This window comes from Peribacillus sp. FSL H8-0477, assembly GCF_038002765.1.
GTDB lineage: Bacteria > Bacillota > Bacilli > Bacillales > DSM-1321 > Peribacillus.
In genome coordinates this window covers 1,340,565-1,354,369 of sequence record NZ_JBBODE010000001.1, presented here as the reverse complement: position 1 = coordinate 1,354,369, position 13,805 = coordinate 1,340,565, and the positions used below count along the sequence as shown (strand labels likewise).

The following is a 13,805-nucleotide window of genomic DNA, read 5'->3' as shown; positions in this document are numbered from 1 at the left end:
CGTTTTGGGCTTAACTCTAGTATGATTTGTGGTACAATGAGAGGTACAGCAAAATCAGGGAGCGAAGCGATTTGTATGATTTTATAAAAGGAACTGTCGATTATGTAGGACCCGAGTACATAGTAGTCGAGAATAATGGAATTGGGTATCAAATTGTGACGCCGAATCCGTTTAGTTATTCGTCCAATGTACAGCAAATGGTCCAAATATTTATCTATCATCATGTCCGCGAAGATGCAGAGTCACTTTTTGGCTTTTCGACGCGCATTGAAAAAGCGTTATTTACGAAATTATTAAATGTTACAGGGATTGGTCCAAAGGGCGCACTTGCAGTCTTAGGGTCTGGTCAGGTTGATCAGGTTGTGCAGGCAATCGAAAACGAAGATGAAGCCTTCCTCGTTAAATTCCCGGGTGTTGGGAAAAAGACGGCCCGCCAGATGATTCTTGATTTAAAAGGCAAGCTTGAAAATGTAGTACCGGATTACTTCCCAAATCTATTTAATGATGGATCGTCGAGTGCCGGCAAAGCGACTGGATTCAATGAAGCGCTTGAGGAAGCAGCCCTTGCACTGAAAGCTCTTGGCTATTCTGATAAAGAAATTCAGAAAGTCGCGAAAAAGCTGGATGATGAAGAAATGTCGACTGAACAGTATATTAAAAAAGCATTGCAATTGATGTTAAAATAAAAGGGGTGGCGTGATGGAGGAGAGAGTTGTCAACCAGGAAGCGGATGCAAACGAACTGTCCTTTGAGCAAAGCCTGAGGCCGCAAAACTTAAAGCAGTATATCGGCCAGGATAAAGTGAAGGAAAATTTGAGTGTGTTTATCGAAGCAGCTAGGATGCGGGAAGAGACACTTGATCACGTTCTTTTATATGGTCCGCCTGGACTCGGAAAGACGACGCTTGCGGTGATTATTGCCAATGAAATGGGTGTGAATATCCGTACGACATCCGGGCCTGCTATTGAGCGGCCAGGGGATCTTGCGGCTATTTTGAGCGCGCTTGAGCCAGGTGATGTTCTATTTATAGATGAAATTCACCGGCTGCCGCGAACGGTTGAGGAAGTATTGTATCCAGCAATGGAGGACTTCTGTTTGGATATCGTAATTGGGAAAGGTCCGACTGCCCGTTCCGTTCGGATTGACTTGCCGCCATTTACACTCGTAGGCGCTACTACACGAGCAGGTTCCTTATCAGCCCCGTTGCGAGACCGTTTTGGAGTGCTGAGCCGACTTGAGTATTATACAGAAGCCCAGTTGACAGATATCGTTGTTCGGACAGCTGAAATTATGGAAACAACCATGGACCCACAAGCGGCAAACGAAGTAGCACGACGCTCGCGGGGAACACCGAGGATTGCGAACCGTCTGCTGCGCCGGGTGCGGGATTTTGCCCAGGTACGCGGTGATGGAACGATTACCCTTAAACTGGCTGACTATGCCCTTGAATTAATGCAGGTTGACCGTTTAGGCCTCGATCATATTGACCATAAATTACTTAAGAATATTATCGAAAAATTCCGCGGTGGACCTGTTGGATTAGAAACGATTGCCGCAACAATCGGTGAAGAGTCACATACGATTGAAGATGTGTACGAACCGTATTTGTTGCAAATTGGATTTTTACAGCGTACGCCGAGGGGCAGGATGGCTACAGCTCTTGTCTATTCTCACTTTGGACTTGAAATCCCAAATGAATAACTGAGGAACATCGGCCGCCTTGTATGTTATGAACCGATTTCGTTAAAATTAACATCATGAATGGGAGTTGTAACTGTTGAAAGTAGATTTGTTTGATTTTGATTTACCAGAGGAATTGATTGCACAGGTGCCGCTTGAAGATCGAGAGTCAAGTCGTTTACTTGTGTTGGATAAGAAAACAGGTGAAATTGAACAGGGTATATTTAGCGACGTGAAGTCCTATTTAAAACCGGGCGATTGCCTGGTTTTAAATGATACCAGAGTTCTTCCTGCGCGGCTTTTTGGCAGTAAGGATGGTACCGGCGGGAAGATTGAGGTTCTCTTGCTGAAGCAGGTACGTGATGATTCGTGGGAGACGCTTGTCAAACCAGCAAAACGGATTAGAGTAGGTACGAAAGTGATTTTTGGTGACGGAAAACTAACAGCTGTTTGTACAGAGGAACTTGAACATGGCGGTCGTATTTTCGATTTCCAGTACGAAGGAATTTTTTATGAAATTCTTGATGAACTGGGTACGATGCCGCTTCCTCCATATATTAAAGAGCAGTTGGACGATCAGGATCGTTATCAGACGGTATATGCGAAGGAACGTGGTTCAGCCGCAGCACCGACAGCGGGTCTTCATTTCACGCAGCATTTATTAGATGAGATTCGTAATATGGGTGTAAATGTAACGTTTATTACGCTTCACGTTGGACTTGGAACATTCCGCCCGGTGAGTGTTGACGATATAGATAATCATGATATGCATGCAGAATTTTATCAAATGACGGCTGAGACAGCAGAACTGTTGAACAAGACGAAGGAAAATGGCGGCAGAATTGTCGCGGTTGGAACGACGTCTACGCGTACGCTTGAAACAATTGCTGCGCAGAATGATGGTGTGTTTAAGGAAGAAAACGGCTGGACAAGTATTTTTATTTTCCCAGGCTACGAATTTAAAGGAATTGACTGCATGATTACGAATTTTCATCTGCCAAAATCGACGCTGATCATGCTGATTAGTGCACTTGCGGGCCGTGAACATGTGTTACATGCCTATGAAACAGCTGTGAAAGAAAAATACCGGTTCTTTAGTTTTGGAGATGCAATGCTAATCAAGTAATATAGAGGCTAGGGAGTGAATGCTTTGTCAGCAATTCGTTATGAATTTATTAAAACATGTAAGCAAACTGGTGCGAGACTTGGACGCGTCCATACACCGCACGGTTCGTTTGATACACCTGCATTTATGCCAGTAGGAACGATGGCGACAGTTAAGACGATGTCACCAGAGGACCTTAAGCAAATGGGTGCTGGAATTATTTTGAGCAACACGTATCATCTGTGGCTTCGTCCAGGTCATGATATTGTCCAAGAAGCAGGCGGACTGCATAAGTTTATGAACTGGGATCGTCCAATCTTAACGGATTCCGGCGGTTTTCAGGTGTTTTCTTTAAGTAAGTTCCGCAATATTGAAGAAGAAGGCGTTCATTTCCGTAATCATATTAATGGCGATAAGCTGTTTTTATCTCCGGAAAAAGCGATGCAGATTCAAAATGCGCTTGGTTCAGATATTATGATGGCTTTTGATGAATGTCCGCCATTCCCTGCTACTGAAGAATATATGTTGAAATCAGTGGAGCGTACATCACGCTGGGCAGAACGTTGTTTAAATGCTCACGAACGTCCAAATGATCAAGGGTTATTCGGAATTGTTCAAGGTGGAGAATTTGAGAATTTGCGTAGACAAAGCGCAAAAGATCTTGTTTCGTTAGATTTCCCTGGGTACGCAATCGGCGGACTTTCTGTTGGGGAACCAAAGGATATTATGAACCGAGTGCTTGAGTTCACGACTCCGCTGCTTCCAACTGATAAACCACGTTATTTGATGGGCGTAGGTTCACCGGATTCATTGATTGACGGCGCTATTCGCGGTGTGGATATGTTTGATTGTGTACTGCCAACGAGAATTGCTCGTAATGGTACATTAATGACGTCAACCGGTCGTTTAGTTGTGAAAAACGCAAAGTATGCGCGTGATTTCGGACCAATCGATGAAAATTGTGATTGCCATGTGTGTAAAAATTACAGCCGGGCATATATCCGTCATTTAATTAAATGTGAAGAAACGTTTGGAATTCGTCTGACGACTTACCATAACCTTCATTTTCTGTTAAACTTAATGGAGCAAGTGAGACAAGCTATTCGTGAAGATCGTCTTGGAGACTTTAGAGAGGAGTTTTTCGAAAAGTACGGTTTCAATAAACCGAACGCGAAAAACTTTTAACTAATAAATATTACACAAAGAAAGGAGTGAGATAGATGGGTCAATATGGTTCAATAATATCATTAGTTTTGATGTTCGTAATCTTTTATTTCCTGTTAATCCGCCCGCAACAAAAACGTCAAAAGGCTGTTACTTCTATGCAGTCAAGCTTGAAAAAGGGTGACAAAATCGTTACTATCGGCGGTTTACATGGTTTCATCGATTCAATTGATGATACGAAAATCGTTTTAAAATGTGGTGATGGAAGCAGACTTACATACGACCGTTCTGCAATCCGTGAAGTAACGGAAAGCGCACCGGAAAAAGAATTAGTCTAACTCTTCTAAAACCAGTACCAGCAAAACGGTTCCTCCGGGGGAACCGTTTTTTTATGCGCTAATTTCGGTTTTATTTCGGTTTTTTTATATAATTCGATATTTAGACACATTTTAAAAAAACAAAACCCCGAACTGGTAACCAGTTCGGGGTTAATTTTATGATGTGCGGTTGGAGCTGACGTTTACGCCAAGGACACCGCCCATCATAGCTGTAATGATGAAACAGGCGTAGTAGACCCATTGTTTAAACGTGAAGAGCGTATCATAACCAAGGTATTGAAAAATAAAGATGATGAGAAAGTATAGGATCCCAGTCCCGCCGCCAAGTATCAAGCCTTGTTTTTTTCCTTTGCCGCCAGAGATGAATCCGCCGATGAAAAGTGCTAAAAACGAAATGGCCATAATAATGTATGTGAGCGAGCTTTCTTGGATGTTTGTAAAACGCAGCAAGGTGGCAAAGATAAAGCTTGTGACAATGGCGATAACAAAGATAACGGCAAGCCCGTACATAATCGCAGTACCCATTTGTTTAGTTTCGATGGTTTTCGACTCCCTTCATACTATATGGCATGCCAGTGCTGCCTTTGTACAAGCATATGATGCTAATCGAATATTTAGAACCAGTTCATTGCATACTAAGCAGATTGTTAGCATTTAAGGAGGGTCCTGTGTGAATGATTTTGTTTTAATGGGCTCAAGAACACTTCTGATGTATCTGGCCATTTTAATTATTTTTCGGGTGATGGGAAAACGAGAGGTCGGCGAGCTAAGTATCTTAGATTTAGTTGTCTTCGTCATGATTGGAGATTTGGCCGTGGGTGCTATCGAAAATCATGATGAAACCAGTTTAAATTCGATTTTGCCTATGGGATTCTTAATGGTAATCCAGATAATTTTCGCGTACCTTTCCATTAAAAGTAAAAAGTTTCGTAGTCTAGTTGACGGTGACCCGGTCATCATCATCAATAAGGGGATAATTGATGAAAGTGTGATGCGGAAGCAGCGGTATAACCTCGACGATTTAATGGCGCAGCTTCGTGGACAAGGTGTTTTTAATGTGAGTGATGTTGAGTACGCTATTCTTGAGACATCTGGTGATCTGTCCATACTCGAGAAGAAAGAAATAAAGAGAAAAGGGCTATCCCCCTTCCCTTTAATTATGGATGGTGTTATTCAACAAAAAGTATTAAAGGAAATAAATAAAGACGAGAAATGGCTGCGTCAGGAATTAAAAAAGAAAGGGTACCATACTGAAAAACGCATCTCACTCGCCTCGTACGTGGACGGCACCCTATTTGTTGATGAAAAGTAACTTACCGGAACGTAAACCGAGCTAGGAAATGTCCAATTACCGGGATGCGAACCATAGCAGATTTTCTGATTTGCCCTGTAAGCACCATCAAGAATAAAAACAAGGTGCATATAACGGTCAGAGACAGCAGGGTAGTGATTGTCAGCTGTTGACCAGCTAATACTGTATGGTAGGCGTAATGCCCCGCAAAGCCGGAAAACAAAGCGATACAGGTGACTGTTAAATATGGCTTTACTCGTAAAGTAAACGGAACAACTTTTAACAGTGTAGAGAAATGGAGCAAGGTAACCAAAACGGCGCCTGTACCGATCCCAATGGCTGCGCCCATAATGCCCATACTTTCTTTTGAAGCAAGCACCCAAATGACGGCTATTTTCAAGATATTACCGGCCATACTGTTGAACATCGCTGCTTTGGCGAGGTTGAGCGCCTGCATAATGGATTGAAGCGGGAACTGATAATAATACAAAATGAAAAAGGGTGCGAGAAACTTGATGAAGACCGCAGCACTTGATGAACCGTACATTAGAATTAACAGCGGCTCAGCTAATACAAATAATGTAACAACAGCGAGGGCACCGGTGACAAAAGCAATCCAAAGCGTCTGCTGCATCCGCCGTTCGACTAACGCCATATCTCCTCTGGCATTTGCTTCACTAATGGCTGGGATAAGGGAGGTCGCGAGTGATGAGGTGACAAATGAAGGCAGCATGAGCAGTGGTAAGGCATATCCTGTTAACTCCCCGTATTGCATCGTCGCGATCGATGTTGCAATGCCAGCCGCGGCCAAGCTTTGTGCGACGACAATGGGTTCTAGAAACCAAGCAACCGAACCAATTAATCGACTACCGGTTGCGGGCATGGCGATTCCCATTAATTCTCGAAGGGTGTCTCTTCCTGATCTTATTGAAGAAAAGAATTTTTTTCGAAATTTAAAGTGTTTTTTCAGTTTGAAGCTTGTCAGTAAATAAACCAAAGAGACAAGTTCTCCAATGATGGAAGCTAGCATGGCACCAGCCGCTGCATATTCAATCCCATATGGAAGAAAGGCTTTGGTTAAGACAGCAATGAAGGTAATTCGTGCCACTTGCTCAATGACTTGAGAAAATGCAAAAGGCTGCATGTTTTGTTTTCCTTGAAAATACCCGCGCAGAACAGATGAAATCGCTATAATGGGAACAATGGGGGCAATTGCCCGCAATGGCCAGACAACTCGGGAGTCTGTAAATAGCGTTTCTGAAAGCCATGGCGCAAAAAGGATTAATAATGGTGTGAATATCAAGGAAAGTGAAAAGGTACATACTAAAGAGACCACGAGTATTTTTTTAATTTTTTGTTCATCGCCTTTGGCATTTGCCTCGGCCACGTACTTAGAGATTGCTACTGGAAGACCGATTTGCGTAATATTGATAACAAGAAATAAGGTCGGAAGGGCCATCATATAGAGCCCGACGCCTTCACCGCCAATAAAACGGGCCACAACAATTCGATTGATGAACCCGAGAATACGTACGATTAAACTTGCCAGCAATAAAATCAGAGTTCCCTTGAAAAATTTGGACATTCAGTCATCCCCGCCTTCTCAAAAAAACTGTTTTCATATACAATTAACTATATGAAGAGTTGGACAAAGCATGACAGGCTTCCCGAAATTTGCATAAATAAGCGTAAGGGAAGTTAATTTGAATGGAGGGTTAAGTGTGGAAACGAACCATCCGTATGAGCATTACTATGCTAGCGTCAGGCCCTTTTTAAAAAGTAAGTACGAAGAATTTAGGATGTACGGCATAAACGAAGTGAGTATAGAAGATATTTGGTTGTGTCTGATTAAGAAGAAATGGAAAAAGCCAAAAGAATCCACCCATCTCTATGAAGTGGCAGCTGATATTATCTCTTTAACCAGCAGTCAGTATATGACGTATAAGACCGTCCAAGCATACCGGTCCATTTCTTCTGAAGATTTAGAAGAAGTGCTGAAAAAGTAAGTCGTCGATTAACCCGCCAAGGCAGCGGGGATTTTTTTGTCTAAAAAAGGAAAAACTCCTATTCTTAAATTGACAGTTGTTTCAAATTGTCTCATAATAGTGATGTTGCAATTCTTTTAGCGAATTTTGTAAATTTTTGCATGAATAAACTACGGATATAACCAATTAGCTCGCTCATTCAGTTCCTTGAAAGAACCGTTGTTTTACGTTCTTAGATGACGTTTATTGCATCCAGGATATGGCGTGTGAGAAAGAAAGGGGCCAATTACATAATGGTAAAAAGAAGTAGGATACTTGCGTTCTTTTTGATTGCAATTGTCATTTTTGCAGCAATTGGAACGACTTCAAAGGGCATTCTTAACGAAATTAAGCTTGGCCTGGATTTACAAGGCGGTTTTGAAGTCTTGTATGAGGTAGATACACTTGATGGCTCGAAGGTGGATGAAGAGGTCCTTACCAGTACCGCTCAAGCCTTAAGCAAACGTATCGATGTTCTCGGTGTAAGTGAACCGTCGATCCAAGTAGAAGGAAAAGATCGAATCCGTGTGCAGCTGGCTGGTGTAAAAGACCAAGACAACGCGCGGAAAATTCTCTCAACTCAAGCGAAATTATCTTTCCGTGATTATAATGACAAAGAAATGATGACTGGTAACGATTTGGCAGAAGGAGGAGCGAAGCAAGGTTACTTGGACAATCAACCTGTCGTTGAAGTCACCTTGAAGAATCCGGATAAGTTCAAGAAAATTTCTGAACAAATTTCTGCTATGCCAGAAACTCCTGTTGTAACGAATGTATTAGCAATCTGGCTGGATTTTGAAGAAGGCAAGGATTCTATTCAAAAACCAGAAACAACGGATAACATGATTTCCTCTCCAACGGTGAAAGAAGTATTTACGACGAATAAAGTAAATATTACGGGCAGCTTTACCGTTAAAGAAGCAAAAGAACTGGCTGATTTGTTAAATGCCGGCTCACTGCCTGTTGAACTTACAGAAAAGTACTCGACGTCTGTCGGTGCACAATTCGGTGAAAAAGCACTCCAAGATACCGTTCTTGCCGGAGTGATCGGGATTGCGGCAATCTTCCTATTCATGCTCGTTTATTACCGTTTCCCAGGCTTTATTGCCGTCGTAACGCTTTCTATTTATATTTTCCTTACACTGCTCGTCTTTGATTGGATGAATGCCGTGCTGACACTCCCAGGGATCGCTGCATTAATTCTCGGAGTCGGGATGGCAGTCGATGCGAATATTATTACCTATGAACGGATTAAGGATGAGCTTAAGCTTGGCCGTTCCGTGAAAGCTGCTTTTAAAGAAGGTAATAAAAATTCATTAGCCACCATTACGGATGCCAACTTAACCACATTACTGGCAGCAGGCGTATTGTTTGTTTATGGAACAAGCTCGGTCAAAGGATTTGCGACCACGCTGATCATCAGTATTTTGATGAGTTTCATTACAGCAGTCTATGGAACACGTTTCTTCATGGGGCTTTGGGTGAATAGCAATATTTTCAACAACCATCCAGGCTGGTTCGGTACTCGGAAAAAAGATATTCATTCTCTAGCTGAGAAGAAAACCCTGTATACCCTACCGACACATTTTGATAAATTCGATTTCGTGAAGCATAGAAAAAAATTCTACGCCTTCTCAATCGGACTAACGGTAATTGGTATTATCTTCTTGTTTGTCTTTAAATTAAATTTAGGCATTGATTTTACCAGCGGTACTCGGGTTGATTTCACTTCAGAGAAAACGCTGACTCAAGAACAAATCAAAGCAGACTTTGATAAGCTAGGCTTTGAAACAGAGAATATTGTTCTGTCAGGAACTAATAATGAAGGCGGAATTGTTCGTCTGAGTAAAGAACTTAATAAAGAGGAAATCTCAGAACTGAAGAAAGAGTTTACCGCTCTTTATAACACTGAGCCCAATATCAGCACCGTCTCTTCAGCTGTTGGGAAAGAATTAGCCAAAAATGCGATGAAAGCCGTAGCGATTGCCTCATTGGGAATCATCTTATACGTGTCCATCCGTTTTGAATGGAGAATGGCACTGCCGGCTGTTGTTTCACTGCTGCATGATGCATTCTTTGTTATTACGATTTTCAGTGTACTTGGACTGGAAGTAGATATTACCTTCATTGCTGCGATTCTGACCATCGTCGGGTATTCCATCAATGATACGATTGTTACCTTTGACCGAATCAGAGAAAATATGCGCTCTAAGAAGAAGATTAAGACAACCGAAGAACTTGTCGACATCGTCAACGTCAGTATTCGCCAAACCTTAACACGTTCTATTAATACCGTGTTAACTGTATTAATTGCTGTTACTGCCTTGATGATTTTCGGAAGTGAATCAATTCGAAACTTCTCCATTGCGTTGTTAATCGGAATGCTTTGCGGTGTCTATTCTTCTATCTACATTGCCGCTCAATTCTGGCTTGACCTGAAAAACAAAGAACTCAAACAAAAAGGTACCCTTAAAACTGTGCCGGATGAGAAGCAAAGCTTAGAAGGCCAAGTTTAATAACTAGAAAAACAGTTCGCAGAGTAATTTCTGCGGGCTGTTTTTTATTTGTGCTTTCCCCGAATCACGGATGTATCATACCGCCCATTTTGCAATATGCTATAGTTAGTATGTTTATTCCATTCCCATATTTGGGAATGGAGGAAAAAGAGATAAGGGGGAATGATGTCGATGAAGATGCAGTGGATGTTTTTACTGGGAATCGTTTTTGCCATTTTAGTGTCGATTTTTGCCGTGATTAATGTAGATCCTGTATCGGTTAACTATATGTTCGGTGAGACGGATTTTCCATTGATACTAGTGATATTAGGCTCGGTTTTAATGGGTGGAATTATTGTTGGCTCAATCGGAAGCGTGAAGATTTTTACATTGAAACGGAGAGTTAAGCATCTAGAAAAAGAACATCCAGAAGATGTACTGCCTGTCGAAGTTAAGGAACAATAATCCAACTAAAAAAGAATTTATTTGAAACCCTTCAGCAATTTTTATATAATTGTATGCTTGAGGGGTGATTTTTTTTGTTGAAATCAAAATCGCGGTGGAATTTACAGACCGCTGATCAAAATATAGTCGAAGTATTAGCTCAAGAGCTTCATATCACACCTTTGGTTGCAACATTATTAGTGAACCGCGGTTTGGATACAGTTGAAGCAGCGCGTTCATTTCTATTTATAAAAAAACAAGAATTCCATGATCCGTATCTATTAAAGGATATGGACATAGCAGTAGGACGCATTCACAGAGCGATAGAAAGCCAAGAAAAAATCAGGATTTTCGGTGATTACGATGCAGATGGTGTCAGCAGTACAACCGTCATGATGGAAACACTGACTAAGCTTGGTGCCAATGTCGATTTTTATATACCAAACCGTTTTAGTGAAGGATATGGACCAAATGAAATGGCCTTCAGACTTGCCGCTGAACAGGGTGTTAAGCTGATGATTACGGTTGATACAGGCATTTCAGCCATTGAGGAAGCCGATATTGCGAAAGAGCTGGGCATAGATTATATTGTCACAGATCACCATGAACCGAGCCCAGTCCTTCCTGATGCACTCGCCATTATTCATCCAAAACTTGAAGAGAATCCTTATCCGTTTAAGGATTTAGCTGGAGTGGGTGTAGCGCTTAAACTTGCACATGCTCTTCTTGGCGAGCTTCCTGAGGACTTATTGGAAATCGCCGCCATCGGTACGATTGCTGACCTTGTTCCTCTATTTGGTGAGAACAGGCTTATTGCTGCGCGGGGAATCGAAATGCTTCGCCAGACAAAACGTCCAGGTTTGATTGCGCTGATGAAAAAAGCGAGTATTCAGCAGCAAGCCCTAACGGAAGAGTCAATTGGTTTCGGTCTCGCACCGCGGATCAATGCTGTTGGTCGTCTGGGAGATGCCGATCCAGCGGTTGATTTATTAATGGAGAAAGATCAAAGCTTGGCAAATGCTGCAGCTGATGAAATTGACGAGATTAATAAACAACGTCAGGCGATTGTAGCAGATATTACCGAACAGGCGATACAAGAAGTGGAAACGAACTTTCCGATTGAATCAAACAGTGTGTTAGTGATCGGCGGCGAAGGCTGGAATGCTGGTATTGTCGGCATCGTTGCCTCGCGTTTGGTCGACCGCTTTTATCGTCCGGTCATCGTCCTTAGCTTTGATCCCGAAACAGGTCTAGCGAAAGGATCAGCTCGGAGTATTGAAGGCTTTGATCTGTTTAAGAATCTATCAACCTGTCGTGAAATGCTTCCGCATTTTGGCGGACATCCGATGGCAGCTGGTATGACGCTGAAAATAGACGATGTACAAGAACTCCGCAGCCGTCTTTGTGCCCTTGCAGATGAGCAGCTGACTGAAGAGCAGTGGACACCGGTTACTAAATTAGACGGCAAGACGACCCTTGCTGATATTTCCATCCAATCGATTGAAGAAATGAATTTATTAGCTCCATTCGGGATGGGAAACCCTAAACCGCGGATTTTGATTGAACAGGTTCATTTATCATCGGTACGGAAAATAGGTTCCAACCATAACCATTTGAAATTAGTTCTTGAGGAAACGCCAAATGTGTTAGATGGTATTGGTTTTGGTCTGGGTGATACCGCCGACCATATCTCACCAATCTCGGCTGTTTCTGTTATTGGGGAACTTTCCATTAATGAATGGAACAATAATCGTAAACCGCAGATTTTCTTAAAAGATATAAGCGTGGATCATTGGCAGCTCTTTGACCATCGTGGAAGTAGTCAGGTGAATAAATGGCTGACTGAAACACCAGTCAAAGATCGAAAAGTCATCGTCTTTAACGAGTCAACATTCAAGCAGTACCCATTCTTAGAAACCACTGAAGATGTTTTATATATCCCTAATGCGGTTATGGCTGAAAATGTGGATATTGATGGAAGCAGTATTATATTAATGGATATGCCTCCAGAACGAGCGCATATTGACAATCTGCTAACGGATAAACATCCTGAACGGATATACGCTCATTTTTACCATCAACAGGATAATTTCTTAGCGACAATGCCAACGAGAGATCATTTTAAATGGTTTTACGCGTTCCTTTCAAAAAAAGGACCATTCGATATTAAAAAGCGTGGGGACGAACTGGCAAAATACCGTGGCTGGTCACGTCATACGATTGATTTTATCTCACAGGTGTTTTTTGAACTAGATTTTGTTACAATAGTGAATGGGCTTATTGAACTAAGCAGCCAAACGAACAAACGCGACTTAAGTGAATCAGATTCATATAGACGTAAGAATGAGCAATTTGAGCTTGAACAAGAGCTTGTATATTCTTCTTATCAGCAATTATTCGAATGGCTTAACAAAAAGGTATCTGTTTCTAGCAGACCTGAGGAGGAAGCAACAGAATGGATTTAAAGAATTTTATTACAATTGTGCCTGATTGGCCGAAGCCGGGCATTAGCTTTAAAGATATTTCAAGTCTTATGGAAAATGGTGAAGCTTATCGTTATGCGACAGATCAAATCGTCGAATACGCAAAAGATAAAGCCATTGATATCGTTGTTGGACCGGAAGCACGCGGATTCATCATCGGATGTCCAGTTGCTTATGCACTTGGAGTAGGTTTTGCACCTGTTCGTAAAGAAGGAAAATTACCACGTGAAACCGTAAAAGTTGAATACGGTCTTGAGTACGGTAAAGACGTCTTAACGATCCATAAGGATGCAATTAAACCAGGACAACGCGTACTAATTACAGATGATCTTCTTGCTACAGGCGGAACCATCGAAGCTACCATTCAGCTGGTTGAAGAACTAGGCGGCATTGTTGCCGGAATTGCTTTCTTAATTGAGTTATCTTACCTTGATGGAAAAGACAAACTTACTGGTTACGACGTTCGTAGTTTAATGACTTACTAATAAACGCGAGGTACCTGATTTTTAGGTGCCTTTTTTAATATAAAAAAAGAATTTTTTCTAATTTCCAGAAAAAAATAGCTTTATAATAGAGAAAATCCCTGTTTATCACTTTACATATGGCCGTATTTTCTTGATAATAGTAACAATAATGTATTTTCAGAAGAACTTGATGCTGCTAATGATTTATGGATAGATAGATGATCGACATCTAAAGGAAATTGCATAGGAAGTTTGCAAAAATTGTCACGTTTTGCTGAAAATGGCAGCTTGCAAGTGGCTTTTTTTACGTTTCTTTT

At 41.7% G+C, this 13,805-nt stretch carries 13 protein-coding genes; 11 read left to right on the top strand and 2 right to left on the bottom strand.

Annotated elements, in window-relative coordinates; translation table 11 throughout:
• Positions 1 to 71 precede the first annotated feature (71 nt).
• The 5 genes from ruvA (at position 72) to yajC (ending at position 4,287) form a co-directional block, all read left to right on the top strand.
• Positions 72 to 686 (top strand): Holliday junction branch migration protein RuvA, encoded by a 615-nt coding sequence (ruvA, locus tag MHI18_RS06930; protein WP_340846652.1) that lies wholly within the window; start codon positions 72 to 74, stop codon positions 684 to 686.
• Between the two features lie 13 nt (positions 687 to 699).
• Entirely contained in the window at positions 700 to 1,701 is a 1,002-nt protein-coding gene (gene ruvB / locus MHI18_RS06925) for a Holliday junction branch migration DNA helicase RuvB (protein WP_340846651.1), read from the top strand.
• A 76-nt stretch (positions 1,702 to 1,777) separates the two neighbouring features.
• Complete coding sequence (queA, locus tag MHI18_RS06920) at positions 1,778 to 2,806, top strand: tRNA preQ1(34) S-adenosylmethionine ribosyltransferase-isomerase QueA (RefSeq protein ID WP_340846650.1); 1,029 nt, start codon at positions 1,778 to 1,780, stop codon at positions 2,804 to 2,806.
• A gap of 24 nt (positions 2,807 to 2,830) precedes the next feature.
• The gene (tgt, locus tag MHI18_RS06915; RefSeq protein ID WP_340846649.1) at positions 2,831 to 3,970 is read left to right on the top strand and encodes a tRNA guanosine(34) transglycosylase Tgt; all 1,140 of its coding nucleotides are present in this window, start codon (positions 2,831 to 2,833) and stop codon (positions 3,968 to 3,970) included.
• Between the two features lie 35 nt (positions 3,971 to 4,005).
• Entirely contained in the window at positions 4,006 to 4,287 is a 282-nt protein-coding gene (yajC, locus tag MHI18_RS06910; protein ID WP_040373104.1) for a preprotein translocase subunit YajC, read from the top strand.
• A 156-nt stretch (positions 4,288 to 4,443) separates the two neighbouring features.
• On the opposite strand, the gene MHI18_RS06905 is transcribed toward yajC, so the two are convergent.
• Positions 4,444 to 4,812 carry a TIGR04086 family membrane protein gene (locus MHI18_RS06905; protein ID WP_340846648.1) on the bottom strand — a complete coding sequence of 123 codons (369 nt, stop codon included), beginning with the start codon at positions 4,810 to 4,812 and terminating at the stop codon, positions 4,444 to 4,446.
• A gap of 145 nt (positions 4,813 to 4,957) precedes the next feature.
• Here MHI18_RS06905 and MHI18_RS06900 point away from each other — a divergent pair, with 145 nt between their 5' ends.
• On the top strand, positions 4,958 to 5,599 hold the full coding sequence (locus tag MHI18_RS06900; protein WP_340846647.1) for a DUF421 domain-containing protein: 642 nt from the start codon (positions 4,958 to 4,960) through the stop codon (positions 5,597 to 5,599).
• 1 nt (position 5,600) lies between these two features.
• On the opposite strand, the gene spoVB is transcribed toward MHI18_RS06900, so the two are convergent.
• Complete coding sequence (spoVB, locus tag MHI18_RS06895; protein WP_340846646.1) at positions 5,601 to 7,163, bottom strand: stage V sporulation protein B; 1,563 nt, start codon at positions 7,161 to 7,163, stop codon at positions 5,601 to 5,603.
• 136 nt (positions 7,164 to 7,299) lie between these two features.
• Here spoVB and MHI18_RS06890 point away from each other — a divergent pair, with 136 nt between their 5' ends.
• The 5 genes from MHI18_RS06890 (at position 7,300) to MHI18_RS06870 (ending at position 13,509) form a co-directional block, all read left to right on the top strand.
• Positions 7,300 to 7,584 (top strand): post-transcriptional regulator, encoded by a 285-nt coding sequence (locus MHI18_RS06890; RefSeq protein ID WP_340846645.1) that lies wholly within the window; start codon positions 7,300 to 7,302, stop codon positions 7,582 to 7,584.
• Between the two features lie 272 nt (positions 7,585 to 7,856).
• Positions 7,857 to 10,118, top strand: coding sequence for a protein translocase subunit SecDF (secDF, locus tag MHI18_RS06885; RefSeq protein WP_340846644.1), 2,262 nt, complete (start codon positions 7,857 to 7,859; stop codon positions 10,116 to 10,118).
• Between the two features lie 171 nt (positions 10,119 to 10,289).
• The gene (locus MHI18_RS06880) at positions 10,290 to 10,562 is read left to right on the top strand and encodes a LapA family protein (protein WP_340846643.1); all 273 of its coding nucleotides are present in this window, start codon (positions 10,290 to 10,292) and stop codon (positions 10,560 to 10,562) included.
• Between the two features lie 74 nt (positions 10,563 to 10,636).
• Positions 10,637 to 13,006, top strand: coding sequence for a single-stranded-DNA-specific exonuclease RecJ (gene recJ / locus MHI18_RS06875; RefSeq protein WP_340846642.1), 2,370 nt, complete (start codon positions 10,637 to 10,639; stop codon positions 13,004 to 13,006).
• Positions 12,997 to 13,509 carry an adenine phosphoribosyltransferase gene (locus tag MHI18_RS06870; RefSeq protein WP_340846641.1) on the top strand — a complete coding sequence of 171 codons (513 nt, stop codon included), beginning with the start codon at positions 12,997 to 12,999 and terminating at the stop codon, positions 13,507 to 13,509. Before recJ ends, MHI18_RS06870 begins: the two co-directional genes overlap by 10 nt.
• The last annotated feature ends 296 nt before the right edge of the window (positions 13,510 to 13,805 follow it).